This is a genomic window from Amaricoccus sp. B4 (assembly GCF_043226085.1).
GTDB lineage: Bacteria > Pseudomonadota > Alphaproteobacteria > Rhodobacterales > Rhodobacteraceae > Amaricoccus.
Genome location: NZ_CP171225.1, coordinates 3,207,843 through 3,233,662, shown reverse-complemented (window position 1 = coordinate 3,233,662; position 25,820 = coordinate 3,207,843). Strand labels below are relative to the sequence as shown.

Here is a 25,820-nt window from a genome sequence, read left to right as displayed (position 1 = left end):
GAGGCCCAGGATTTTTTCCATACCCGTCCCTCTCGTGTTTTCGACTTGACCGGGCAAATCGCGGCGGATCAAGCTCGGCCTCGGCAACCAGTCAGGACCCAAGCCGGATGGCCGCGGAACCCGAGCAAAGACCCGATCGCTTCGTCTTTCTGCTTCTCCCGAATTTCACGCTCAGCGCGTTTTCGGGCGGGGTGGAGCCGCTCCGGCTTGCCAACCGGATGTCGGGACAGAAGCTCTACGACTGGCGCGTCATCAGCGAGACGGGTGCGCCCGTCGTTTCCTCCTCGGGTATTCCGGTCGGCACGGACGGCCCGCTCGACGAGATCGGCCGTGAGGCCACGGTGATCGTGGTGGGCGGCGTGAATGTCCGGCAGGCGACCACGCGGCCGGTGCTGACCTGGCTCCGCCGCGAGAGCCGCAAGGGCATTGCCATGGGCGGGCTCTGCACCGGCGCGCAGGTGCTCGCCGAGGCCGGATTGCTCGAGGGCCGGCGCTGCACGATCCACTGGGAAAACCGCGCGAGCTTCGAGGAGGAATACCCGGATGTCGATCTCACGGAGACCATCTTCGTGATCGACCAGAACCGCTATACCGCCTCGGGCGGCACCGCCTCGATCGATCTCATGCTCACGCTGATCGCCCGGCGGCACGGCACCGAGCTTGCCAACATGGTGGCCGATCAGCTCATCCACACGTCGGTCCGCTCCGGGAAAGAGGAACAGCGGCTCTCGATCCCGACACGGATCGGGGTGCGGCATCCGAAGCTTGCCGCGATCATCCAGCGCATGGAGGACAACATCGAGGAGCCGGTCTCGCCCTCGGTCCTGGCGCAGGATGCCGATCTCTCGACCCGGCAACTCGAGCGGCTGTTCCGGCGCTATCTCAACCGCAGCCCGAAGCGCTACTACATGGAGCTGCGGCTCCAGAAGGCGCGGAACCTTCTCCTCCAGACCGACATGAGCGTCATCAACGTGGCGCTGGCCTGCGGCTTCGCATCGCCCTCGCATTTCTCCAAATGCTACCGGGCGCTCTACAACACCACGCCCTACCGCGAGCGCGGCTCGACCGACACGGTGGAGTGAGCCCGGCGCCTCAGTCCGGCGCGGGCACCATCCGGAACGCCGCGCCGTCCGCTTCGGACAGGAACCAGATCGACCCGTCCGGGGCCTCGCGCACATCGCGGATGCGTGGGAAGGCCCCTTCGAACAGACGCTCGCGCTCGGCGTAGCCCTCGGGCCCGCCCTCAAGGCGCGAGAGGAAGTCGAACTTCAGCGAGCCGGTGAAGACATCGCCGCGCCATTCCGGCCAGAGGCGGCCGGAGTAGACCGCCATGCCGGACGGCGCAATCGAGGGATCCCAGTAGAAGAGTGGCTGCTCCATGCCCGGCGCGGAGGTGCCCTCTCCGATGCGGCCGCCGGAATATTCGCGGCCATAGCTGATCTCGGGCCAGCCGTAGTTGCCGCCGGCGGCGGGGCGATTGATCTCGTCGCCGCCCCGCGCGCCATGCTCGACGGTGAGAAGCGCGCCATCGGGGGCGAGCGCAGCGCCCTGCGGGTTGCGATGGCCATAGGACCAGACCTCCGGCGCGCCATCGCCCGTGCCGCCCGCGAACGGATTGCCGGAAGCGGCGCTGCCATCCCGATTGAGGCGCACCACCTTGCCCCGAAAGCTCGACGGGTCCTGCGCGCTGTCGCGTTCGCCGCGCTCGCCGAGTGTGAGATAGAGCGTGCCGTCCGGGGCCTCGACAACCCGGCTGCCGAAATGCCGCCCGCTCGTGGTCGGGTCGCCCTGGCGGAAGATCACGCGGAGCCCGGTGAGGCGCGCGGCATCGGGCTCGAGATGCGCGCGCGCGAGGGCCGTCGCCGCGCCCCGGCCTGCGGGCTCGGCATAGGTAAGGAAGATCTCGCCGCTTGTCGCGAAGTCGCGGGCAACCACCACATCGAGCAGCCCGCCCTGCCCTTCGGCCCAGACCCCGGGCACGCCCGTGATGGCCTGCGCCTGCCCACCCCGCACGAGGAGGAGCCGCCCGCCGCGTTCGGTCACCAGCACGCTGCCATCGGGAAGGAAGCCGAGTGCCCAGGGCGTATCGAGCCCCTCGATCTTCCGGGCGACCTCGATCGAACCTGCGGATGTCTCGAAGATTTCAGCCCGCGCCGAAACGCTCCCGAGAGAGAGCAGTGCGCCGAGCATGAGAATGGCGTGTGTCTTCATGGTCTTGCCTCCCGTTTTACGGGAAGTCTATCGCGCCGGACCGGTGGAAACAGCCGTGGTCAAGCCATCGTGAAGGCGCGTGTGCTCAGGCGACGCCGCGGATTGCGGAATTGCGGCTGCCCGAGACGCGTCGGGTCAGCAGATCGAGTAGCGCCTGGGCCGCCGCGGCGGATTCCGATGCCGCATGGGCCGCCGTCTCGAGCGGCGCATCGCCCAGCATCTCGCCGATCGAATGGACGAACTGGGCGCAGTAGGCGACGGTATCGGCATCCTCGATCCGGATACCCTCTTCCAGCAGGCATTTCGCACGCTGGAGATCCTCGGCGAAGGCCGCCCGGACGGAGGCCCGGTCGGTCAGGTCGAGCTGGCGCTGCGCATCCGGCCCGCGGCGGGTGGTGGCATCGGGCAGCACGCTCAGGATGCATTCCTGGAAGGCGGCAAGGCTCGGGATCGGCTTCTCGAGGCAGGCCGATGCGCCCCCGGCGAGCGCCGCCTCCTGCCAGGCGGAGCGGTCATGCCCGCTCATGGCAACGATGCCGTGGATCGGGGTCGAGGCCGAGGCGAGATGGCTGATGAGCGCCATGCCATCGCCGTCCGGCAGGCCGAGATCAACGATCACGACATTGGGGCGATAGATCGCCAGATGGCGGCTTGCCGCGTGCAGGCTGTCGGCCCGGCGCACCCGCGCTCCGCTCTCGGCGGCGAAGAGCCGGATGGCCTCCGACGCGCTGCGGCTGTCTTCGACGAGGAGGATGGTCACGGCGAAGAGGCACTGGCGGCGCAGGCTTCCGAGCGAAACGCTGCCGGGTTCGAAGGCGGAAAAACTCATCGACGGGGTACTCCACTATCTGGATTTCCCGGGATCTTGAGACGAGCAAGCCTAACAGGTGATTAATCCGAAACGGCAAAGGCCCCCCGGTTTCCCGGAGGGCCCCCGTCAGATCGGGCCGCTACTCAGCCGTTGGCGGCGGCGACGGCGCGCGCGGTCAGCACCTTCACGAGGTGCGCGCGGTATTCCGCGGTGCCGTGCATGTCCGCCATCATGCCGTCGGGATCGACGCTGAGGCCGGAGACCGCATCGGGCGAGAAGTTCGCGCCCAGCGCCTCTTCCCCCTCGCTCCAGCGGAAGACGCCGTCTTCCGAGGCACCGGTCACCGCGACACGCACCCCGGAGGAATACTTCGCGACGAAGACGGCGGTGAGCGGGAAGCGCGAGGCAGGCTGAATGAACTTCTGATAGTGCGCCTTTTCGGGGATCGGGAACTTCACGCCCGTGACGATCTCGCCCTCGTCGAGCGCCGTGGTGAAGAGGCCCTGGAAGTAGTCGTCGGCCGGGATCTCGCGCGTGTTGGTCACGATCGTCGCCCCAGAAGCCAGCGCCGCCGCCGGATAGCAGGCGGAGGGGTCGTTGTTGGCGAGGCTTCCGCCGATCGTGCCGAGCGCGCGGACGGAGGGATCGCCGATACGACCCGCGAGCGAGGCAAGCGCGGGATAGGCCTCAGCCGCCTCCTTCGCCACCACCGCGTGCGTCGTGGCACCGGCAATGGTGAGCGTGTTCCCTTCGGTTTTCACGCCCTTGAGCTCGGCAATGCCGGTGAGGCTTACGAGCTTCGAGGGCATGGCGAGCCGCTGTTTCAGGGTCGGGATGAGCGTCTGGCCGCCGCTGATTGCCTGGGCCTCGTCCTCGGCAAGCGCGGAGAGCGCTTCGTCGAGCGTCGAGGGCTTCACGAAATCAAAAGCATACATGGTTCGTTTCCTTCCGTTCCGCCCGGCCTATTCCGCTGCCTGCTGCGCGCCGGCCATCGCCGCCCAGACCTTCGAGGGCGTGAGCGGCATGTCGATATGAGCGATGTCGTATCCGCCCGCCTGGAGCGCGTCGATCACCGCATTGACGACCGCAGGCGGGGTGCCGATCGCGCCCGCCTCGCCACAGCCCTTCACGCCCAGCGGATTGTGGGTGCAGGGGGTCTGACAGGAATGATCCACGACAAGCAGCGGGACATCGTTGGACCGCGGCATCGCGTAGTCCATGTAGGAACCGGTCAGGTTCTGGCCCTCGTCATTGTGGACGACGACCTCGAACAGCGCCTGCCCGATGCCCTGAACCACGCCGCCATGGACCTGGCCCTCGACGATCATCGGGTTGATGACGTTGCCGAAATCATCGGCGGCGGTGAAGGCCACCACATCGACCTTGCCGGTGCCGGGATCGACTTCCACCTCGCAGGCATAGGCGCCGGCGGGATAGGTGAAGTTCGCCGGATCGTAGAAGGCGCTCTCCTCGAGACCCGGCTCGAGCTCGTCGAGCGGGTAGTTGTGCGGCACATAGGCCGAGAGGGCGATGTCGCCGAAGCTCTTGGACTTGTCCGTCCCCGCCACGGTGAAGTTGCCGTTCTCGAAGACGATGTCGCTTTCGGAGGCCTCCATCTGATGCGCGGCGATCTTCTTGCACTTGGCGATGATCTTGTCGGTCGCCTTCACGATCGCCGTGCCGCAAACCGCAAGCGAGCGCGAGCCGTAGCTGCCCATGCCGAAGGGGATCTTCGAGGTATCGCCATGGACGATCTCGATGCTTGCCTCCGGGATGCCAAGCATGTCGGAGACCACCTGAGCAAAGACCGTCTCGTGACCCTGGCCGTGGCTGTGGGCACCGGTCAGCACCGAGATGTTGCCTGTCGCGTTCACACGGACGGTGGCGGCATCATAGAGGCCGACGCGGGCGCCGAGCTGGCCCACCAGATGCGAGGGCGCGATGCCGCAGGCCTCGATCCAGGTGGAGTAGCCGATGCCGCGGAGCTTGCCCTTCGCCGAACTTTCGGCACGCCGGCTCTCGAAGCCTGCGGTGTCGCCGAGCTCGATCATCTTGTCGAGCGTCGCACCGTAGTTGCCGGTGTCGTAGACGAGGCCAACCGGCGTCGTGTAGGGGAAGGCATCCGGCGAGATGAAGTTCTTGCGCCGGATCTCGATCTGGTCGATTCCGAGCTCACGGGCGCATTTGTCGATCACGCGCTCGATCTGGTAGGTTGCTTCCGGCCGCCCCGCGCCGCGGTAGGCATCGACCGGCACCGTGTTGGTGAAGACGCCCTTCACGTTCACATAGACGAGCGGCGTCTTGTAGGGGCCGGCCATCAGCGTGCCATGCAGGAAGGTCGGCGTCGCGGTGGAGAAGTTCGAGAGATAGGCCCCGAGATTGGCGAGCGTCTCGGTGCGCATCGCGAGGAAGTTGCCTTCCTTGTCGGTCGCGAGTTCGATCTTCGTGACGTGGTCGCGGCCATGGGCGTCGGACACGAAGGCTTCCGAGCGGTCGCAGACCCACTTCACCGGACGGCCGAGCTTCCGCGCTGCGGCGAGCACGACGGCCTCCTCGCCGTAATGATAGATCTTGGATCCGAAGCCGCCGCCGACATCGGGCGCAATTACCGTGAGCTTGTGCTCGGGGATGCCCATCACGAAGGCGCTGATGAGGAGCCGGTGAAGGTGCGGGTTCTGCGACGTGGTGTAGAGCGTGTAGTCCTCGGTGCCGGTGTTGTAGTCGGCGAGCGAGGCGCGGGGTTCCATCGGGTTCGGCGAGAGACGGTTGTTGATGAGCTCAAGCGTCGTCACATGGGGGGCGCTCTCGAAGGCGGCATCGACCGCGGCGCGGTTGTCCTCGATCCAGCCCCAGTCGAAGCAGATGTTGTCGTCGATTTCGTCATGGACGCGGTTGGAGTTGTCGGCCACCGCTGAAGCCATGTCGAGCACGGCATCGAGCTCCTCGATGTCTGCCTCGATCGCCTCGACGGCATCCTTGGCCTGAGCCACCGTTTCGGCCACCACCGCGGCATAGGCATCGCCGACATGCCGGACCTTGCCGTGGGCGAGAACCGGCCGCTTGGGCTCCTTCATGGTCTCGCCGTTGCGGCTGGTGATGTACCAGCCCGCCGGGTTCGATCCCATCTCGACGAAATCCTCGCCGGTGAAGACGGCAAGCACGCCGGGCATCTCCGCCGCGGCGCTGGTGTCGATGGAATTGATCCGGCCATGGGCCACGGTCGATCGGGCGAAGGCCACATAGACCTGTCCGCGAAGATTGATGTCGGCGGTATACCGGCCCTTGCCGGTGAGGAACCTTACGTCCTCACGCCGCTTGGAGCTGGCGCCGATGCCGCTGTCCTTGGGCATTGTTTTCTCCCTGTTGTCGTCGGTGCTGCGCAATCCGCCCGTCCCGGCCCCTCCGGGGGCCGCAGGGCGCCGCGTGGCGTTATTCGGCGGCGATCGGCTTTGCGCCGAGTTCCGCGGCCGCGGCCTGGATGGCCTTGACGATATTGTGGTATCCCGTGCAGCGGCAGATGTTGCCCTCGAGATGGGCACGGATCTCCGCCTCGGTCGGAGCCGGATTCTCCTTCAGGAGGCCGGCGGCCGCCATCACCATGCCCGGCGTGCAGAAGCCGCACTGGAGGCCGTGATGGGTCTGGAACGCGGCCTGGATTGCCCCGAGCGAGCCATCGGCATTGGCCATGCCCTCGATGGTGGTCACTTCCGCGCCCGCCGCATCCATCGCGAAGACGTTGCAGGATTTCACCTGCCGACCGTCGAGGTGCACCGTGCAGGCACCACATTGGGCCGTGTCGCAGCCGATGTGCGTGCCGGTCAGTCCGAGCATATCCCTCAGGAAGTCGGAAAGCAGTGTGCGGCCCTCGACGGTGCCGGACATCGGCTTTCCGTTCACGGTCATTTCGATCTCTGGCATGGTCACCTCCCTGGTCGCCAGTGTCAGTCAATAAGGCGGCGGATCCAGCCCTTCTTCTTTGCGGGCTCCGCATCTGCCGCCTGCGTGTCTCCTGCCTCTGCGGCAGCTTCGGCAGGCTCCGGCGGACCTTCCACCTGTGCCTGGAAATTCTCGAAGAACTGGTCGGCCATCTTCTTGGCGAAGCCGTCGATGATGCGGCTGCCGAGCTGGGCGAGCTTGCCGCCCACCTTGGCCTCGACGTCATAGGCGAGCTCGGTGCCGCCCTCGGCATCCGAAAGGTTGACCTTGGCGCCGCCCTTGGCAAAACCCGCCGCGCCGCCCTTGCCCTCGCCGCTGATGACGTAGCCCTCGTTCTCGACCACATCGGAGAACTCGACGGCTCCCTTGAAGGTCGCCTTCACCGGCCCGACCTTCTGGGTGACGACGGCCTCGTAGCCCTCTTCCACCGAGCCGTTCATTTCCTGACAGCCCGGAATGCAGGCCTTCAGCACCTCCGGATCGTTCAGCGCCGCCCAGACCGTTTGACGGTCGGCGGCGATGACACGGGAACCGCTTAAATTCATGAAGTTACCTCCCCAGTTTCGGACAAGGTTACGCCCGGGCCCGACGCGCCGCATATGCGACTTAAGATGTAGACGGGCGCCGCGCGCGGACCGAATGAAAAGCACGGGGGCCACATCGGAACAAGTCCTGTCTTCGCCACCGGCTGGCGGCGCCGGGTGGAAGGCCACACCCTGCCTCATGGCTCGAGCGCATCCAGAACGCCGAGGCGCGGCTTGAGATAGGCGACCTTGTGAACCGTCATCGGATCCAGCACGAGTTCGAAGAGCGGCTGGAATTCGTAGAAGATCTCGGCGACGACGACCGTCTCCTTGTCCGCAAGAACGAGGGCTTCCGGGATCGCGGCCTCACCGCCCGGAACTCCGACAGCGCTGGAATGGACGAGCGTGCCGCCGCCCGAGCGCTGCCAGTTCACCTCCGCATCCCCGTCCCCGATGCCTTGCACGCCCGAAACGATCGCAACCGCATTGGTGTCAAATTCGAAGGGCTCCATGAGCGAGGCGATCGCGGGAAAGATCGCCGTGAGCTTGGCATCGCTCAGGTGTTCCTCGCGGGCGGCGAGATCGGCGAGGATGAAGGCTCCGTTCTGCAATTTCTGGGAGAGGAGCAGCATCCGGCCGAATTCGACGCCGCCGGTGAGCAGAAGCACGAGCATGGGCAGGACGAGCGCGAATTCGAGCGCGACGACCCCGCGCCGCTCCTGCCAAAGATCTCTGAGCTTCTGTCGCATCGCGCCCCTCAGAACGGTTCGTTTCGCACGGCAACGGACGAGACGTGGCGCATGCTGTTGCCGAGGACGGCCTGGATGAGCGGGGTGATGATGCCCCAGTCGTAGGTGACGCGGTAAAGGACGATATCGCCGGTATCCCCCATCCCCGCAGCGCCCATGTCAGGATCCCACATGCCGTTGCCGTTGATATCGCTGAAGACCTCGCCCATGTCGTAGCTGCCGTTGCCGTTGGCATCCTCGAAGGGCTCCGGCTTGCCGATATCGGCGAAGTCGCTGTAGACGAGGGTCTCGATCTTCACCTTGTCCATGTCGAGAAAGCCGTAGGTGTTTTCCTCGATGATGTCGCGGATACGCTCCTCGCGGCTGACGCCGCCGGTCGTGTTGCCGGTGATGCCGGATCGCGAGGCCTGGAGGACGGCGGATTCGAGGCTCGCGCCGAGAAAGATCGAGATGGAAAGCTCGATGGCACCGAGGGTGAGAAGCAGCAGGACCGGAATGACAAACGCGGCTTCCACGATTGCCGCGCCGCTTTCGTCGCGCAGGAGCCGCGCCCGCGTCACTGGTAGATCCGCAGATTGGCGAGCTCGCCGGCGATGGTGTGGAAGACGCTCCTGAGCTCTTCGTTGGAGGGCGCATGGAAATACATCGAGGGTTCGGTGGCGCAGCTGCTGAAGAGGGCCTGTGTCGAGCTGCCGACGCCGCTGCCAAAAGTTATCGTGTAGATCCGAATGCCTGCACTCTTCATCGCCGTGCAGGTGCCGGACATGCGATTGTCGAGGATCTTGCGGCCTTCCTTCGGGTTGGTAGTACCGAGATCGTCCAGCCTGCCATAGGCTGTAAAGTCGGAGTAAGGCGGGTTTGACATCTTGTTGTTGTCGTGAAACTGGTTCTCGCCATCCGTGAGGATCACGACAACCTTCTCCATGTTCTCGGTGTGGTAATCGAGGGGATGGGTCGCTGGGGTTGTCCCGCCCCAGAGGCCGCGCCAGCGGGGCGAAAGGGTTCTCCAGCCCCAGGAAAGACCGAGATTGCTCGTGGTTCCGCCACGCGCGGAAACCAGCATCGCATCGAGCGCTCCGTCGATCGCGCTCTTCGAGGCCGTCAAGCCCATGATGGGCGCGCCACAGGCCAGGTTCGGACCGCGCGCATTATTGTCAGCAGTGGCTTCAGATTTCACGGGTGGATAGTTGTTGTCTTCCGTATCGCTTGTCTTCGGATAGCGGTAGGAGGTGAAGGGTTGTGTCGCGGGCGGCGTGTCGTCCGTATCGAAGGGATTGGCCCGCGCCATCACGCAGCCGCGCCAGCCCTCGGGGTCGAACCTCGATGGCTTCTTCAGCACCTCATCGTTGGTCGCGAGCCAGTTCGTTCGCGAGGGTCCGATGTTGACCGAGGCCACATAGGGCACGAGGCTGACCCACAGGTTTTCGATCTCGCTCCTGTCGCCGAAGATGATGTCGACGAGATCCTGCGAGGCCTGCTTCATCGCGGCGAATTTGCTTCCTCTCATCGAGCCGGTGATGTCCATGACAAGGGCGAGTTCCATGCCCGTCGTCTGGCGCTGGATGACGGTACGGCCGTTCACGGTCATCGAATCCTTGCCGAAGATCCGCATGAAATAGGTCGGTGTCGTCGCCTGCGCCGTCAGGGTGACGAACTCCTTGCTTTCATCCAGTTCGAAGTGGAAATCGTCGAGACTGACGGTGCCATCGGTCGGGCCGAAATTCGCATCGAAATACTGCCGTGCGATTTCCTCGGCATTGTCGCTCAGCGCGACCCGTCCTCCGGCAAGCGCTGCGGCATCGAGGGATTTCGACAGGCGGCTCTTGAGGATGAAACCGACCGAGGAATCGATCGCGAGCCCCACGGAGCCGACGATCGGGATCATCATCAGGGCGACGAGGACGGCGGAGACGCCCGCCCTGTCCTGAAGGCACCGTCTCAGCGTCCCGAGCGGATGGCTTGCACGCAGCCGTTTCATGATCGTTCGCATCTGCTGCTCGCGGGCCATTGATCTCGAAGCGGGGTCCGCCCTTTCGGCCGCATCGTGGGAGCGGTTGCTCAACATCCCGTAAATGGATGAATTTCAGACCCATGCGATGCCACGGACGTGGTTTCCAAGCCGTTAACGGCTTAACCGGAGCGCGCGTCCGCGCACCGCCGCGAAGTGTTATACTGGCCCCGTCAAACAGACTTCGAGAGAAAGACCGATCCATGCCACGCGAACGCCGCAAGACCCGGAGACACAGGGTGCTCCGCCGCGGCCGGGTGGTTCTGCCCGGCGGCAGAAGCACGCTCGACTGCGTGATCCTCGACATGTCGCCCCTTGGCGCACTGATCCGGACCGATCAGTGGCTCTTCGTGCCGGAGCGCTTCGATCTCCTGATCGACCACGGACCGGAACGCGCCGCGACGGTGCGCCACCGGACCCTCGACAGGGCGGGGCTCGAATTCACGAGCCCCTGACGCTCAGACAATGCCGACCGCGGCCAGGGTTCCGCCCAGCGCGATGGCCGCGCCGTAAGGCACACTGGTATGTGCGGGCGACCTTCCCCGCTGCCGCGCGATGGCGATCCATGCAAGCATCACAAGCGCTATGGCCCCGCCGGCGATGGCAGTAGCGACCAGCATCCCTGGCACCGCGCTCCGGCCGAGCCACACGGCGGTGGCGGCCAGAAGCTTCACATCTCCGCCGCCAAAAAGGCCCATCGCGAACAGGAGGGCGCCGCCAAGGAAAAGCGCAAGGGCTGCCAACATATCAAAGAGCGCATCGAGCGCGAGGGCCCCGTCCGCCCCTGATCCACCCCAGGTAAGCCCAATCCGGACAATGCCGATGGCCGCAAGAACAATCGAAAGACGGTTCGGAATGCGACGAAACCGGATATCGGAAGTCGCCGCGGTCATGAGAACCGCGAGCCCCGAAATCATCACGGCGCTTTCCATCGAGCCTGTCCCCTGATCGGTGCGGCGCGTGCCGCTGCCAAAAGACCAGACTCTCCCTTAACGAGAAATTAACGCGCTCAATTCAAGCTTAATAAAAAGTGCGGACGCATCACAGGTGAGAGCGCGATGAGCAGGACCAGAGCAATCGGCAAGACGCTGTCGATCGCCGCGACGGCGGCTTTTCTGGCGGGGTGCAGCACGAGTGGACCGAGCTCGACAGAAAAGCTTGCAGAGCGCGCCGTCGATGCAGGCGACTACAACACTGCGGCATCACTCTACCGGCAGGCCTATGACGCAAATCCCAATTCGGTCGAGGCCCTGCTCGGGCTCGGCCGCAGCTATGCCGGCCTCGGGCAATATACCCGGGCCGAGCAGGCGCTGGCACAGGCCAAGCAGCGCAGGCCGCGCGATTCAGAGGTGCTTCTGGAGCTTGCCCGAACGCAGCTCGAGACCGGCAAGGCGCAGAGTGCGCTTGCCAATCTCGATCAGGCCCTGGCGATCAGCCCGCGGAACCTTCAGGTCATCACCGCGCGCGGCATCGCTCTCGACCAGTTGAGCCGCCATGCCGAAGCGCAGGCCTCGTATCGCTCGGGCCTTGCGATCGACCCGACGAACTTCGCGCTGCTGAGCAACCTTGGCCTTTCCTACGGTCTTTCGGGCCAGAGCGACGAGGGCATCCGCATCCTGCGCGAACTGGTGCGCGACAACGCCGCCTCGGCGCGTACCCGCGGCAATCTGGCTTTGGTCTATGGTATCTCAGGGCGCGAGCGCGATGCGCGTGCAACGCTCTCGACGGATCTCACCCCGAGCCAGATCGACAGCAACATCGCCTATTACCGTGAGTTGAGGACGCTGCTCGGGACGGGCAAGCCGATTGGCAAGCTCCGCTGATCCGCCACGTCACTGCATGCCGATGAACTTGTCCATGATATCGAGCGCGGCCGGCCCAATGAGCACGATGAAAAGTGCCGGCAGGATGAAGAGCATCATGGGCACGGTCATGATCGCAGGCAACCGCCCCGCCTTCTCTTCCGCGCGCAGCATGCGCTCGGTGCGCTGCTCGTTGGCAAGCACCTTGAAGGCGCGCGCGAGCGGCGTGCCGTATTTCTCCGCCTGAAGCATGGTGTTGACGAAAGCGGTAACGGCAGGCAGCGGGACGCGCTGGAGCAGGTTTTCGAGAGCTGCGCGCCGGTCCGGCGAGAAATTCATCTCCATGGCGGTGAGTTCGAGCTCGGCCCCCAGAATCGAGGAGGTGCGGTTGGTTTCGGCGACGACGCGCTTCAGGGCGGCATCCGAGGACAGGCCGGCCTCGGCGCAGATCACCAGCATGTCAAGCGCGTCCGGAAAGGCCTTGCGCACCTCATCGAGACGTTTCTGGCGCGCATTCGAGACGACGATGTCGGGAAGCTTGCTGCCGAGCAGCGCAATGCCGAGAACTCCGGCGAGGTCGAGTGCCGGCCCCTTGCCGATCATGTTGAAGCCATAGACGGCCAGCATGCCGCCGATCATGGCTGCAAGCGGTGAGACCAGCTTGAAGAAGCTGTAGACCACCATCGCATCCCGGGAGCGGTAGCCGGCGCTCAACAGCCGGAGCCGTGTCTCGCGGATCTGCCGGTCCTTCATGATCGAGAAGCTCTCGGTCGCACGCTTCATGAAGTTGAGCAGACCCTCGTTCATCTGCTGTTGCTCGCGCGGCCCCGTCTTCACAACCCTCGCGCGCGCGGCCGCGTTGCCGGTTGCGGCGGCGATCCGGCGGGCGCGGCCATGCCGGTCGATGATCCACATCGCCCCGGCCGCCACGGCGAGAAGAACGGAGAAGGCGATCAGGCCGAGAATGACCGCGGAGTTCATCGACGTCATATCCTCCTCCTAGATCTCGAACTGCGTCATCCGCCACATGACGAAAGCGCCGATGGCAATGCTGAGGCCGCCCAGGCCGAGCATGATATGGCCACGCGGATCGGTGAAGAGCGGACCGATGTAGTCCGGCGCCATGATGCTCAGGATGCCGAGCATCATGAAGGGCAAGGCCCCGATGATGAGCGCGCTGGCCTTTGCCTCGGAGGAAATGGCCCGGACTTTCTGGCGCATCTGCTGGCGCTTCCGGAGCAGGTCCGCGAGACCCGAAAGGGCCTCGGCGAGGCTTCCGCCGGTCTCGATCTGGATCGAGATGCAGATCGACAGAAAGTCCATCTCCGGGCGCCGGATGATGCGCGCGACGTTCCAGAGCGAGACATCGAGTGACTGGCCGAGCTTCACCCGCTCCGCAACGCCTTCGAAATACATCCCGATCGGATCCTCGAACTCCTTGCCGACCGTCGCGATGCACTCGATGACCGGCAGGCCGGAGCGAATGCCGCGGATGATCGTCTCGAGCGCATCGGGAAGCTGGCGCATGAATTTCGCAGCCATCCGGTCGCCGCGCATCTTGACCACGGTGTCTGAGATGAACATGGCGAGGAGAAGCGAGACGACGGCCGTTATGGGCAGCGAATAGCCCATGAGCCCCGCTCCGAGCCCCGTGAACACGACGCCGAGCGCCACAGAGTAGGCCGCAAATCGGCCAATGGTGATCTCCATCCCGGCGCGTTCGAAATTCGCGATGAGCCGCGTCGTGTTGAGAAGCGGGAAGAACCGTGAAAACAGGTCCGTGACCTGTATCAGGAGGCTTGCATCCTGCTTCGGCTTCTGGAGTTTCAGGCGCATCTCTTCGAGATCGACACGTCCGAAGATGCGCCCGCGGCCAACGCGTGCGAGCCGATTGCGATGGCGGGTGCGCTCCTTGAGCACGAGAGCTATGACCGCCAGACCGAGGCCCACCACGATGGCAAGCCCGCCACCGAAAAGCGCAATGACAAGGCTCGGATCGGGTTGGGTCAGCATCCCATAGCCTCCATCAGACGCCCCCCGAGGCCGAAATATTCCGCCCGGTTCATGAAATGCGGGCGCAGGTTGGAGCATTCGAAGCGGCCGACGAGGCGCCCCTCGGCGTCCTCGCCCTGGAAAACATAGCGGAAGAGATCCTGGGTGGTGACCACATCGCCTTCCATGCCGGTGATCTCGGTCAGATAGGTAACACGGCGCATCCCGTCGCGCATGCGGCTGACCTGGGCGATAAGATGCACGGCGCTCTGGATCTGTTCACGCACGGCCTCCGCCGGCAGTTTGAAGCCCGACATGGCGACCATGTTCTCGAGGCGGGTCAGCGCGTCGCGCGGAGTGTTGGAGTGGATCGTGCACATCGAACCATCATGGCCGGTGTTCATGGCCTGAAGCATGTCGATGGCTTCTTCGCCGCGGATCTCGCCGAGAATGATGCGATCGGGCCGCATACGCAGCGCATTCTTGAGCAGGTGACGCATCGTGATCTCGCCCTCGCCCTCGACATTTGCGGGCCGGGTCTCGAGACGCACCACATGGGGCTGCTGGAGTTGGAGCTCGGCGGCATCTTCGATGGTGATGGTGCGCTCGCCATGGTCGATAAGGCGGCTCATGGCGTTGAGAAGCGTGGTCTTTCCTGACCCGGTGCCGCCCGAGATGAGGATATTGAGGCGGCAGCGCGCGGCGATCTTCATCACCGTAGCCAGTTCCGGTGAAATGTTGTTCTGGCGCGCCATCGTATCGAGGGTGATCTCCTTCTTGGAGAACTTGCGGATGGCGATGGTCGGGCCGTCGATGGCGAGCGGCGGGATGATGATGTTGACGCGGCTGCCGTCGCGCAGACGAGCATCCACCAGCGGCGTCGATTCATCAACGCGCCGCCCCACCTCGGTCACGATGCGGGTCGCGACATGGATCACATGCGCGTCGTCCCGGAACTGCACATCGGTGAGATCGAGCTTGCCCTTGCGCTCGACATAGACCTGATGTGCGCCGTTCACCATGATATCGGTCACGCTTTCGTCCGCCAGCAACGGCTCGAGCGGCCCGAGGCCGATCATGTCATCGACGATCAGCCGCACGATCGATCTGAGCTCGCTTGCATTGAGCTGGATCCGCAGATCGACAATGATCTCCTCGACGATACCGGTAATCTGCTGTCGAAGCTGGTCCGGCCCGAGAGTGGAGGCGACAGAGATGTCGATCCGCTGCATCAGTATCGGCATGACCTCGCTCTTGACCTGAAGCTCGCGCCGGTTGCGGATTTCCGGTGCATTCGGGATCGAAACATCCGCCAATGGATCGAAGATCTCGTCGCGCCTGGCATGCGAGGTCTGCGCGCCCGCCTCGCGGGCGATCCTGAGCTGAGCGACGATTTCCTGCAGCAGTTGCCGTTGCTCCGCGATATCGGGCGGGGTCGCTTCGCCCAGGATGAGCTCCTCGAGCACATCGTTCGCGAAGCCTGCCAGTATCATGGACGTAGCGGTACGGAGACCCGCAGGACCGAGCAGCTCCTTGACCCGCGCGACGGCTGCCGCGCGCAGAGCGTCATGTGGCTCCTCAGGGATCCGGGACGTGTTCGGGATGCCGTCTTCCATCGCGCCTTATTTCTTTCTCGGTGCCTTGCGGCCAAACAGCCCCTTGCGCCGCCCGTCTTCCGGGATGCCGGCCAGCTCGATACAGAGCTTGTGGAGGCCATCGACGATCTTGTGCTTCGGCGTGGTTGCTGCGAGCGGACGCCCCTCCATGCTCGCGCGGGTCACGGCCTTGGTGTCGAGCGGAAAGACGCAGCGCAGCGTGCTCTCCATCCCCTTCTCGAATTCACCCACCGTGATGTCCGGCCGCGAGGACACCCGGTTGGCAATGACATGGATCTTCGCCTTGCGGTTCCGGAGACCGAGCAGCTTGCGCAGGCGGTTTGTGTCGCGCAGGGACTGCAAGGTCAGCTCGGCCACCACAACAAAATCATCGCATCGGGCAAAGAGCTGAGGCTCGCGCAGGATGAAGTGGCGGGGGAGGTCGAGGATCGACATGTCGAAATTGCCGTGCATCGTGTCGGCCAACATCAGCATCTTGTCGTCGGTCATCGGAACGAGATCATCGAATGGTTCTTCCGTGGCGAGGACGTGCAGGTTCTTGCCGATCTTCTTCATCGCATTCTGGAGGAATACTTCATCGACGCGCTTCGGATCGTCGAACGCCTCTCGCAGGCCGCGGGTCGGCTCGATGTCGAGAGCGAGCGCAATGCTGCCGGCATAGATGTCCATATCGACGAGGCCGGTGCGGCGGCTGAGGCGATCCGCCATGATCCAGGCGGTATTGATGGCGATTGTGGAGGCCCCGACCCCGCCCCGCGCGCCAATCACGCCGACGAGGCGCCCGCGCGGACGTGCGCCGTCGCCGGGCTGCTCGATCGCGACCAGAACTTCGCCGAGATCATCGGCCGTGACGGGTTTCACCAGATAGTCGCGCACGCCGGCGCGCATGATCGAGCGAAAATATGCGACGTCGTTCACACTGCCGAACGCGACCACCGAGGCGCCGGTCCGGGCCAGCTCGGTCAGTCCCTGACGTGCCTCCTCGAGCGGCTGGTCCTCGATGTCGACGAAGACGATTCGCGGAGGCGGCGCCACCCCAAGAAGACGGAGCGCGGTGGGAAGCCCCCCCTTGCGGATGCTGGAAGCGCTCCATCCGCGCAACTGAGCGATCTCCGCGGCGGCGGCATGGGTGGCCTCGTCCTGATAGAAGGCGCCGAATGGCTCCCGGTCGGAGGTGTCCTCCTCGAAGACCATGCCGCTCTGGATGACTCGGGCCGGCTCGGCCATGTCACTCTCCTCCGAACCTATTCGACGATGCTCCGCACCACGGTTTTCTGGACCCGTCCACGCCGCTCGGTTTCCACCGCCCGGATAGCCGCAGATGCTCCGCCCTGATCCAGTTCTTCCGGCATCGTCAGATCGCGGGCCTCCGCCACCATGCCCGCGCGATTCAGCGCGTTGCTGCAACCGATATCGAGCGCATTCCGGTTGAAGGCATCATCCGTGAAATCGACGCCGTTGCTTGGGCAAAGAACCCTGACACGTCCATAGCGCATGACCTGTACGAGCGCCGTGTCTGGATTGTGGCTGGCGAGCGTGAAGCCGGGCCGAGCCACGACCAGAACCCGTGCCGGGGTCCATGACAGCGTCTTGCGGACAATCCCGACCCGGCGCTGATCGATGACCTCCGACCCGCTGGAGGGCATGTTCACGATGACATCGTCACTCGGCCGCAACACGAGAGAGCGGAGCGTCGCATCGAGCCGCGCACCTTCGCCCCGGGCGAGTTCGGGCCGGCCCGGCTGGAAGAACAGATCCTGCTGAACTTCCGATGGATCCGCGCGGTATTCGGCCATCATGTGATTGCCCGGCTGGTAGGTGCAGCCGGCAAGCGCGGCGGCACAGGCAAGTGCAGCAAGGACGCCGGATGCCTGCCGGCCTGATCTGATACGTGTTCGGAGAATGCTCATGGCACGCCTCACTCGAACACGAAGCCGGAGGAGCCGTAGAGCCTACGGCTGCCGATGCGGTTCTCGACCTGTTTCACCTGGGTGGAATTGCCCGAGAAGCGGCCAAAGAGAATGCGCTCGAAATCGTTCGGCGGCACATATCTGTCGACCGGCGTGGCAATGCGGCTCGCGTCCGTCGGCTTCACGATGATCGGCGTAACGATAATGACCAGCTCGGTCTGCCCGCGATTGAAGCCGGTGGACTTGAAGAGTGCGCCTAGCACCGGGATCTGGCCGAGACCGGGCACACGGCTCTCATCCTGCGATGTGCTGTTCTGCATGAGCCCGGCGATCGCGAAGCTCTGCCCGCTCGCAAGGTCGACGGTCGTGTCCGCCCGCCGTGTGATAAGCGAGGGGTAGTTTTCCCGGTGAGAGAAATCCAGATCGCTCACCTCGGTCTGCACCTTGAGGCTGATGCGGGTCTGGTCGATCACCGTCGGCGTGAAGGCGAGGCCAATGCCGTAATCCTTGAAGTAGATCGTGTTCTGATCATCCTGCCGAACGGCATAGGGGTATTCGCCACCCGCGAGGAAATTTGCGGCCTCGCCGGAGCGCGCAGTGAGATTTGGCTCGGCGAGGATCGTGACCATTCCCTCCTCGGCCAGCGCCCGGAGCAGGACGTCCACATTGAAGGTCGAGCCGCCCGTGCTCACACCGACGTCGTAGCCATCCTCCGCGAGCGCGCCGCCAAAGAACCCGATACGCGTGCCCCCGGAATTCACGTTGATCGCACCCCAGCGGATCCCGAGTTGGCGATCCACCTTGCGGTTCACCTCCGCGATACGGACCTGGAGGTTGACCTGTGTGGGCGTCGCGATGTTGAGGCGGTTCACCACCTGCGACGCATCATCCACGAACTGGGCGGCGACATTCATGATGTCGGTTGCTTCCTGCGGAGATTGCACTGTGCCCGTCAGCACGAGCGACTGGTCTACGGTCGTTGCCGTGACCGACTGGCCCGGTGCGATGCGGCCGATGCCCCGCTGCAGCGCGCCAGTGTTGTGTGTCACGCGGATCACGGCGGACATGAGCACGTTGTCGGCCTCGTCCACTGCAAAGAGTGTCGTTTCTCCCACGCCCACGCCCGTCAGATAGAGCAGACGCGGCGACTTCACCTCGATATCCGCCACCTCGGGATTGGCGACGAACAGGCTTGTGAAATCCGTATCCACGCGGATGAGCTGGCCCGTCCCCACCACGAGCGAAATGGATTTCGTCGTTTCGGGCTGCACGAGTTCGAAATTGCCCTCGGCATGCACGGTCTGGAAGGTCAGCATCAGGAGCGCCCCGATCAGGGCGGCAAGACATCCTCGCCAACGGGTCATCTCTGCACCTTTCATGCCTATGTCCTAGTCCTTCTGGACGGGTGTGGTCTCTTCCGCGGAATCTTCTTCCCCGCCGACCTTTTCGAGATCGGTCTTGCCGATGCGGACCGCGCCGCCGCGGGCACCACGCACAACCTGAACAAATTCGACCTTGTTGAGGCGCGGGATCGCGTCGAGCTTGTGATCCTTCGCATCCTCCATCAACCGCGCGAGCAGGGAGGTGACATCCGTGTCCATCGTGAGCGGCCGCTGGGCCACGGAAAGGCCTGCATCGCGCACGGCCTCGCCCTCGGGCTGGCTGCGCAGGATCGGCCCCATCAACGTATCAAGGCCGCCTTCGCCGCCGGACATGAGGTCCATCGAGGGCGCCACATCTCCTCTTTGCGCTCCGTCCTGTGCGGAATTGAGTGCAAGCGAGAGCGTTCCGAGCTGGGCCGCAAGCGAGATCATTTCAGCCTGATGCGGCGTCACTTCCAGCGTGGCCGTGCTCGCGACAGGCGGCGGAACCGGCTGACCGTTCTTGTCGAGAGACTGATCGGCCGCCTGGAGACGCTGATCGAGCGCGAGAACCCGGATGTCACGCACCACCGTCTCACTTGCGTGGATGTCTCGCTCGAAGTCGCCCTGTTCGGCTGTGATCTCATAGGTGAGGATCAGGTCAACATGGTCCCCCGGCAGGGCCAGGCCGCTCACACCGGCAACCTCGGTGATCTCGATGGAAATTGCCCGCTTGCCCGCGGGAAGCACGGCCGCGAGAAACCCCCGATCGCCAGGATGGATCACGGAAGAGCGCTGGATCGGAGCACCCTTGGCAATTGTCTGTGAAACGACCCCGCGCTTCAGGAATTCGCGTCCTGACTGGTCCGCGACAATCATGTCATCCGTGACGCTGCCACGCTCCATGGTTGTCCGGCCGAGGCCGACATTCACGAGAAATGTGCCTGCGGGAAGACGCATGTCGGCCGTGTAGACATCCACGGTCGCGGGAACCGGCGCGACCTGGGCAACTGGTGCCTGCGTCGGCATGCTCGGAGCCTCGCGGCCGGTGAAAAGAAAAAGGCCGGCACCAAGCGCAGCGGCCACAGCCGCGCATAAGAGGAGCAGAATGCGCATTTAATGTCAGGCCTTCATGCTTTGTGTGGACCGTCCGCCCTCACGCGAGCGGCGTCTTGGAACCGCGTACGAAGGCGCATCAGTCCCGGTTCTGCGACGGACCTGCACCGGACTCCATTGCCCGGCGCAGCCTGGTTCAAAGCGAACGAAAATCAGCCGCCGTCACCGGTGTCGGGCGTCGTCGCGCCACCGCCCGTACCGCCGCCGCTGCTGCTGTCGTTGGCGCTCTTCAGTTCAGCCTCGACCTTCTGGAAGGTGCCTTGCAACTGTTCGCCAATTCCGCTTAGCGCGGCGATAATAACAACGGCAATCAGTGCGGCGAGAAGGCCGTATTCGATCGCCGTTGCCCCGTCGTCATTCCGCGCGAGACGCGGGAAGACACGCTTGAAGTCAATCATGACATAAACTCCTGCTATCTGGATCTTGGCCTTCCGGCCCGTTGGAACGCCGAGCGCCCTGCTCTCTCTGTCACTTCGAACTAAACAACCGTCCTCTGCGTCCGGTTGGGCGAATTTGTGCTTTCAACAATTGAGAATGCGTTAAATACGCAGGATCATATGTGGATCAGTTCCGCGACGTCGTTGCGCAGTGACACGCCTCCTCAGACGCCATACCCATGCCGATGCAAAAAGTGCCTTACTCGCTTCAGGCGGGCTGAATTGTGCTTCGGATGGATGCTTGCACCATGGAGAAAGGAGCATCGACGCTCGAACCCGTCAGCGCCATCGCGCCCACCAGAACCACGGCGATCAGGCCACAATGCAGCACTCATTCGACCGCGGTTGCCCCCGCCTCGCCGCTCGGCAAGACATCCCGGCCCTGTCCGGCATCAGGAAATCGGCGGATAGGCGTTTGCCGCTCCGCATTCCGGCTCATCATGACACGCAAGGAGGTTTGCGCACCGAATCCTTTCCGTGAGCGCACTCAGCTTCCGGCGCGCCCGTTTAGCGGGCGTAAATCGAGCTCAGAAGATGCCACCTGGCCGGACTCGCGCCGCCGGCGCGACAAGACCCAGCGGATAGGCAGCCGCCGGCACGAATGGCGGCATTTCTCCTGCGACATGCTCTTCCCGGCGCACCTCGGGCGCTTCGGCATCGGTGGGCTTTGGCGCGATATTGATGATCAGCGGCTTCTTCGACAGGCGCAGGCGGCTTCGCCTGGTCTTTGAAGCCGCATCTGCACGCACGACGAGCGGCGCTTCATGTGCGATCCCCTCGAGAATGCGGTCGAATCGGGCCTGGTAGATGACAGACAGGTCAGGTGTGCGGGAATGATAGAACCCCGCGGCCTTCGACCAGTTCCCCGTCTCGGCATGGAGATCGCGCAGGAACATGCCGGCATAGACCGCCCCGGCGATCGGATCGAACATCTGTTCGAGAGAGTCGAAATGCTGACCATGCCAGCGATAATTGATCTGGAAACACCCCACGTCGAAGCTCGTGCGGCCCGCCGCCAGGCTCTCTCGCGCGAAGGCCAGGGCTTCCGCACGATTGCGGGACCAGCGCCCCTCCCCTTCCCGGTTGATCGCCCACGGCCAGGGACGCATGCGGCCAGCTTTCTCTCGTCCGGTCTCGGTGAGCGTAATGGCATGAAGGATTTCCTGAGGCACGCCGGTCATTCGCGCGCCTTCAACCACCGCGCGTTCGCAGAGCGCCGAATCCCTGTCGATTGTCTCCGCCCGGGTGCCCTGCGGAAGCAGGAAGCCGGAAACACAAACGATTACAACTGCCTTGCACAGCCGACTCGAGCGACGATTCATGGGTTCGCCTCCGCGAAAACCAGAAGAGGAGGTAGGCCGCATTGGTTAGCCATTCGTTAGCCGACGCCTGCAGCGGGCTGCGTCGCGCTTCTCGGGATGCTTCCATCCGCAGCATCACATATGACAACCCTTGCGTGTTGCATTCATGCGCGGAAGCCGCATCTGCGTCGTGGAAAAAATATTTCCCCATATGAATCATATGCTTAATCCGTCATAAAACGGACAATGTTCTGAAATATAAGCGTCGCCACTCGTACCTATGGTGAGCGTCGGAATGCTGGGGTCCAAGCGGCCCCGCTTCTTCATGAAAACCTGACACGGACCCTAACGTCAGAGAGGATAGAATATGAAATCCGGCTTGTATGCTGGCGCGGCCGCCGCAGCCCTTCTCGTTGCCGCCGCACCCTCGGCCTTCGCGCAGTCGCGCGACCAGATCCAGATCGCCGGCTCCTCGACCGTGCTGCCTTACGCCTCGATCGTGGCAGAAGCGTTCGGCGAGAACTTCGACTTTCCCACCCCGGTGGTTGAATCGGGCGGCTCTTCGGCTGGCCTGAAGAAGTTCTGCGAAGGCGTGGGCGAGAACACCATCGACATCGCCAACGCTTCGCGCAAGATCAAGCCGGGCGAAATCGAAGCCTGTGCCGCCGCTGGCGTGACCGACATCATCGAAGTCCGCATCGGCTACGACGGCATCGTCTTCGCCTCGAAGAGCGACGGCCCGGCCTTCGACGCGTTCACGCCCGCCGAGTGGTATACCGCACTCGCCGCCGAACTTCCGGTCGACGGCAAGATGGTCGCGAACCCGAATACGTCCTGGTCGGCGGTTGACGCTTCGCTCCCGGATGCGCCGATCCTCACCTTCATCCCCGGCACCAAGCACGGCACCCGCGAAGTCTTCGAGGAAAAGGTCATCCTCGCGGGCTGCGAAGAATCGGGCGCCATGGCCAAGATCCTCGAGATCAACGGCGGCGACGAAGATGCCGCGGAAGCCTCCTGCATGGCGATCCGCACCGATGGCGCTTCCGTCGACATCGACGGCGACTACACCGAAACTCTCGCCCGCATCGAATCCGATCCGAACGGCGTCGGGGTCTTCGGCCTCGCCTTCTACGAAAACAACACCGACAAGCTGAAGGTTGCGACGATGTCTGGCGTGACGCCGTCGACCGAGACCATCGCCTCCGGCGACTATCCGGTGTCCCGTCCGCTCTACTTCTACGTCAAGAAGGCGCACATCGGTGTGATCCCCGGCCTCAAGGAATACGCCGAGTTCTTCGTCTCCGACGCGGTTGCCGGCCCGGACGGCCCGCTCGCGGCGTACGGTCTCGTCTCCGATCCGGCCCTTGCCGAAACGCAGGCCCTGATCGCCGACGAAAAGACCATGGACGAAAGCCCCTCCTGACCGGCTTTCCGGGGCGCCTCTCAGGCGAGGGGCGCTCCGATCTTTCTCTGAAGACTGACCGGCGGTGGGGATATGTCAGCTACCTTGCTCTTCCTGATCCTGTGCGCACTGGCTGCAGCAGGATTCCTGATCGGACGCTACAAGGCCATATCGGCCGCAGGCGGCGACCTGCGTAGCCTTCACTCCTTGACCCATTATCATGGCTGGGGGATTGCGCTCGCGACCTTCCTGGCAGGGTTGACCGTCCTTGTGGGGCTCTCGCTCGCATCGTCGGCCTTTCCCGCACTTGCCGGGCCGATCGTGTTGCCTGGCGTGGTGCTGGTCGCAGCCGTCGCTGCATTCGTCGTCTCCTACCTGCGCATCGAACGCGACTTCCGCGCGCGCAACTATGTCGAGGCGATGGTGCTGGGTCTTCTCATGCTCGCCTCGTCGATCGCGATCCTGACGACGGTCAGCATCGTGCTCTCGATGCTCTTCGAGACGGCGCGCTTCTTCCAGCAGTATTCGTGGACGAGCTTCTTCTTCGGTGCCGAGTGGTCGCCGAACTTCCGGGGCAACAGCAACCTTGGCATGCTGCCGCTGCTTTGGGGAACGCTCTACGTGAGCTTCATTGCGCTCGCGGTCGCCGTACCGGTCGGCCTCTTCGCGGCGATATATCTTGTTGAATACGCCACACCGCGCTTCCGCTCGATGGCCAAGCCCGCCATCGAGATCCTCGCCGGTATCCCGACCATCGTCTACGGTCTCTTTGCGCTCATCACCGTGGGTCCGATCCTGCGCGACTACTTTGCATCGCCGCTCGGACTGGGTCAGAGCAGCGCGTCCGTGATGACGGCCGGTCTCGTGATGGGCATCATGCTCATCCCCTTCGTTTCGTCCCTGTCCGATGACATCATCAACGCGGTGCCGCGCACCATGCGCGATGGTTCTCTCGGTCTCGGCGCCACGAAGTCCGAAACCATCAAGCGCGTCGTCATCCCTGCGGCCCTGCCCGGCATCGTTGGTGCCATCCTGCTCGCGGCCTCGCGCGCCATCGGTGAAACCATGATCGTTGTGCTCGGTGCGGGGGCAGCGGCGCGCATGTCGCTCAATCCGTTCGAGGCAATGACCACCGTCACCGTGAAGATCGTGAGCCAGCTCACCGGCGACACTGACTTCGCTTCCCCCGAGACGCTTGTTGCCTTCGCCCTCGGGATCACCCTCTTCGCCTTCACGCTCGGGCTGAACGTGCTCGCGCTCTATATCGTCCGCCGCTACCGGGAGCAGTACGAATGACTGACGCGGTCACCAACCCCGCCCAGAACACCGGCCCCGCTCCGATGCAACCGAGCGCCCTGACCAAGCGGCGATACGCTGCCGAACGACGCTTCAAGGCCTACGGCGTCGGCGCAGTGGCGATCGGTGTGATCGCCCTTCTGCTCCTCCTCACGTCGATCCTGTCGCGTGGTCTTCCGGCCTTCACCCAGACCTTCATCAGGGCCGACATCTATCTCGCGCCGCAGGTCCTCGACCCGAAGGGCAATCGCGACCGGGACGACATCGCCAAGGTGATGACGTTCAGCTACACGCCACTCATCAAGGACTCGCTCGCAAGCCTTGCCAACGAGCTGAAGGATGGCCCGGTGCCCCAGGCGACCCCTGCCCTTCTGGCCGGAATGGTCTCAGGTGCGGCCAACGCACAACTCCGCGATTACGTACTCGCCCATCCCGACGAGATCGGAAAGACCGTGGCGTTCGAGTTCCTCGCCAACGCCCGGATCGACCAGTATCTGAAGGGGAACGTTACCCGCGAAAGCGCGGCGGCGGACAGCAAGGTTGATCCGACGCAGCTCGACATTGCCGATGCGCTGGTGAAGCAGGGCATCATGTCCAAACGCTTCAACCCTGCCTTCATCACCAATCCGGACGCGTCGGAAAACCGCCCGGAGGCAGCCGGACTTGGTGTCGCCCTTCTCGGTTCGGCCTACATGATGCTGATCGTGCTTGTACTTTCGCTGCCGATTGGCGTTGCCGCGTCAATTTATCTGGAAGAATTCGCGCCGAAGAACTGGATTACGGACGTTATCGAGGTGAACATCTCGAACCTTGCGGCCGTGCCCTCCATCGTGTTCGGTATTCTCGGCCTCGCCATCTTCATCAACTTCATGCACCTGCCGAACTCGGCGCCGATTGTCGGCGGCCTCGTGCTCACGCTGATGACCCTGCCGACGATCATCATCTCGACGCGCGCCTCCCTCAAATCGGTGCCGCCCTCGATCAAGGAGGCCGCACTCGGCGTCGGCGCCTCGAAGATGCAGTCGATCTTCCATCACGTTCTGCCGCTGGCAATGCCGGGGATCCTGACGGGCACGATCATCGGCCTCGCCCAGGCGCTCGGGGAAACGGCCCCCCTGCTTCTGATCGGCATGGTCGCCTTCGTACGCGACTATCCCGGCCCCTTGCCCGGTGGTCTTCTCGACCCGGCAACCGGCCTCCCGGTGCAGGTCTACAACTTTACCCAGCGGGCAGATCCCGCATTCGTCGAGCGGGCCTCCGGCGCAATCATCGTGCTGCTCGCCTTCCTGGTCGTCATGAACGCGATCGCCATCTTCCTGCGTCAGCGCCTTGAGCGTACGTGGTAAGC

Annotated in this window: 25 protein-coding genes; 6 read left to right on the top strand and 19 right to left on the bottom strand. The window is 64.0% G+C overall.

Features of this window, described 5'->3' with window-relative positions; all coding sequences use genetic code 11:
• The first annotated feature begins 107 nt into the window (after positions 1-107).
• A complete protein-coding gene (locus ACF66B_RS15560) occupies positions 108-1,082 on the top strand; it encodes a GlxA family transcriptional regulator (protein ID WP_392663192.1) in 975 nt (324 codons plus the stop codon).
• Between the two features lie 10 nt (positions 1,083-1,092).
• Here the strand turns inward: ACF66B_RS15560 and ACF66B_RS15555 are convergent, their stop codons facing one another.
• From ACF66B_RS15555 to ACF66B_RS15515, 9 genes are all read right to left on the bottom strand, one after another.
• A complete protein-coding gene (locus tag ACF66B_RS15555; RefSeq protein ID WP_392663190.1) occupies positions 1,093-2,211 on the bottom strand; it encodes a PQQ-dependent sugar dehydrogenase in 1,119 nt (372 codons plus the stop codon).
• An 85-nt stretch (positions 2,212-2,296) separates the two neighbouring features.
• Complete coding sequence (locus ACF66B_RS15550; RefSeq protein ID WP_111430177.1) at positions 2,297-3,040, bottom strand: response regulator; 744 nt, start codon at positions 3,038-3,040, stop codon at positions 2,297-2,299.
• A 125-nt stretch (positions 3,041-3,165) separates the two neighbouring features.
• Positions 3,166-3,957, bottom strand: a complete 792-nt coding sequence (locus ACF66B_RS15545) for a xanthine dehydrogenase family protein subunit M (protein WP_111430176.1) — start codon at positions 3,955-3,957, stop codon at positions 3,166-3,168.
• A 27-nt stretch (positions 3,958-3,984) separates the two neighbouring features.
• Positions 3,985-6,372, bottom strand: coding sequence for a xanthine dehydrogenase family protein molybdopterin-binding subunit (locus tag ACF66B_RS15540; RefSeq protein WP_111430175.1), 2,388 nt, complete (start codon positions 6,370-6,372; stop codon positions 3,985-3,987).
• Between the two features lie 79 nt (positions 6,373-6,451).
• A complete protein-coding gene (locus ACF66B_RS15535) occupies positions 6,452-6,940 on the bottom strand; it encodes a (2Fe-2S)-binding protein (RefSeq protein WP_111430174.1) in 489 nt (162 codons plus the stop codon).
• 23 nt (positions 6,941-6,963) lie between these two features.
• Positions 6,964-7,503, bottom strand: a complete 540-nt coding sequence (locus ACF66B_RS15530; RefSeq protein WP_111430173.1) for a carbon monoxide dehydrogenase subunit G — start codon at positions 7,501-7,503, stop codon at positions 6,964-6,966.
• Positions 7,504-7,679: 176 nt separating this feature from the next.
• Complete coding sequence (locus ACF66B_RS15525; protein ID WP_111430172.1) at positions 7,680-8,231, bottom strand: TadE/TadG family type IV pilus assembly protein; 552 nt, start codon at positions 8,229-8,231, stop codon at positions 7,680-7,682.
• An 8-nt stretch (positions 8,232-8,239) separates the two neighbouring features.
• Positions 8,240-8,791: a TadE/TadG family type IV pilus assembly protein gene (locus ACF66B_RS15520; RefSeq protein ID WP_162683288.1), complete on the bottom strand. Its 552-nt coding sequence runs from the start codon at positions 8,789-8,791 to the stop codon at positions 8,240-8,242.
• Positions 8,788-10,209 (bottom strand): TadE/TadG family type IV pilus assembly protein, encoded by a 1,422-nt coding sequence (locus ACF66B_RS15515; protein ID WP_162683287.1) that lies wholly within the window; start codon positions 10,207-10,209, stop codon positions 8,788-8,790. The genes ACF66B_RS15520 and ACF66B_RS15515 overlap by 4 nt, the downstream gene beginning before the upstream one ends.
• Positions 10,210-10,442: 233 nt before the next feature.
• Here ACF66B_RS15515 and ACF66B_RS15510 point away from each other — a divergent pair, with 233 nt between their 5' ends.
• Positions 10,443-10,694 (top strand): PilZ domain-containing protein, encoded by a 252-nt coding sequence (locus tag ACF66B_RS15510; RefSeq protein ID WP_162683286.1) that lies wholly within the window; start codon positions 10,443-10,445, stop codon positions 10,692-10,694.
• Positions 10,695-10,697: 3 nt separating this feature from the next.
• On the opposite strand, the gene ACF66B_RS15505 is transcribed toward ACF66B_RS15510, so the two are convergent.
• Positions 10,698-11,132, bottom strand: a complete 435-nt coding sequence (locus ACF66B_RS15505) for a prepilin peptidase (protein WP_392663186.1) — start codon at positions 11,130-11,132, stop codon at positions 10,698-10,700.
• 165 nt (positions 11,133-11,297) lie between these two features.
• Between ACF66B_RS15505 and ACF66B_RS15500 the strand changes: the two genes are divergently transcribed.
• Positions 11,298-12,062: a tetratricopeptide repeat protein gene (locus tag ACF66B_RS15500; protein ID WP_111430167.1), complete on the top strand. Its 765-nt coding sequence runs from the start codon at positions 11,298-11,300 to the stop codon at positions 12,060-12,062.
• A 9-nt stretch (positions 12,063-12,071) separates the two neighbouring features.
• Here the strand turns inward: ACF66B_RS15500 and ACF66B_RS15495 are convergent, their stop codons facing one another.
• The 9 genes from ACF66B_RS15495 to ACF66B_RS15455 all read right to left on the bottom strand — a co-directional run bounded on the left by ACF66B_RS15495 (position 12,072) and on the right by ACF66B_RS15455 (position 21,837).
• On the bottom strand, positions 12,072-13,031 hold the full coding sequence (locus ACF66B_RS15495; RefSeq protein WP_111430166.1) for a type II secretion system F family protein: 960 nt from the start codon (positions 13,029-13,031) through the stop codon (positions 12,072-12,074).
• Between the two features lie 9 nt (positions 13,032-13,040).
• Positions 13,041-14,054 carry a type II secretion system F family protein gene (locus tag ACF66B_RS15490; protein ID WP_162683285.1) on the bottom strand — a complete coding sequence of 338 codons (1,014 nt, stop codon included), beginning with the start codon at positions 14,052-14,054 and terminating at the stop codon, positions 13,041-13,043.
• A complete protein-coding gene (locus ACF66B_RS15485; protein WP_392663181.1) occupies positions 14,048-15,649 on the bottom strand; it encodes a CpaF family protein in 1,602 nt (533 codons plus the stop codon). Before ACF66B_RS15485 ends, ACF66B_RS15490 begins: the two co-directional genes overlap by 7 nt.
• Before the next feature lie 6 nt (positions 15,650-15,655).
• Positions 15,656-16,876, bottom strand: a complete 1,221-nt coding sequence (locus ACF66B_RS15480; RefSeq protein ID WP_111430165.1) for a P-loop NTPase — start codon at positions 16,874-16,876, stop codon at positions 15,656-15,658.
• Between the two features lie 17 nt (positions 16,877-16,893).
• Positions 16,894-17,559: a CpaD family pilus assembly lipoprotein gene (locus tag ACF66B_RS15475; protein WP_111430164.1), complete on the bottom strand. Its 666-nt coding sequence runs from the start codon at positions 17,557-17,559 to the stop codon at positions 16,894-16,896.
• 8 nt (positions 17,560-17,567) lie between these two features.
• Positions 17,568-18,938 (bottom strand): type II and III secretion system protein family protein, encoded by a 1,371-nt coding sequence (locus ACF66B_RS15470; RefSeq protein ID WP_111430163.1) that lies wholly within the window; start codon positions 18,936-18,938, stop codon positions 17,568-17,570.
• A 9-nt stretch (positions 18,939-18,947) separates the two neighbouring features.
• Entirely contained in the window at positions 18,948-20,036 is a 1,089-nt protein-coding gene (gene cpaB, locus ACF66B_RS15465; RefSeq protein WP_111430162.1) for a Flp pilus assembly protein CpaB, read from the bottom strand.
• 152 nt (positions 20,037-20,188) lie between these two features.
• On the bottom strand, positions 20,189-20,434 hold the full coding sequence (locus ACF66B_RS15460) for a Flp family type IVb pilin (RefSeq protein WP_111430161.1): 246 nt from the start codon (positions 20,432-20,434) through the stop codon (positions 20,189-20,191).
• Positions 20,435-21,000: 566 nt separating this feature from the next.
• Positions 21,001-21,837: a lytic transglycosylase domain-containing protein gene (locus ACF66B_RS15455; protein WP_162683284.1), complete on the bottom strand. Its 837-nt coding sequence runs from the start codon at positions 21,835-21,837 to the stop codon at positions 21,001-21,003.
• A 304-nt stretch (positions 21,838-22,141) separates the two neighbouring features.
• On the opposite strand from ACF66B_RS15455, the gene ACF66B_RS15450 reads away from it, so the two are divergent.
• From ACF66B_RS15450 to pstA, 3 genes are all read left to right on the top strand, one after another.
• Complete coding sequence (locus tag ACF66B_RS15450; RefSeq protein WP_111430159.1) at positions 22,142-23,197, top strand: substrate-binding domain-containing protein; 1,056 nt, start codon at positions 22,142-22,144, stop codon at positions 23,195-23,197.
• Between the two features lie 72 nt (positions 23,198-23,269).
• Positions 23,270-24,472: a phosphate ABC transporter permease subunit PstC gene (gene pstC, locus ACF66B_RS15445; RefSeq protein ID WP_111430158.1), complete on the top strand. Its 1,203-nt coding sequence runs from the start codon at positions 23,270-23,272 to the stop codon at positions 24,470-24,472.
• Positions 24,469-25,818 carry a phosphate ABC transporter permease PstA gene (gene pstA, locus ACF66B_RS15440; RefSeq protein WP_111430157.1) on the top strand — a complete coding sequence of 450 codons (1,350 nt, stop codon included), beginning with the start codon at positions 24,469-24,471 and terminating at the stop codon, positions 25,816-25,818. The genes pstC and pstA overlap by 4 nt, the downstream gene beginning before the upstream one ends.
• Positions 25,819-25,820: the final 2 nt, after the last annotated feature.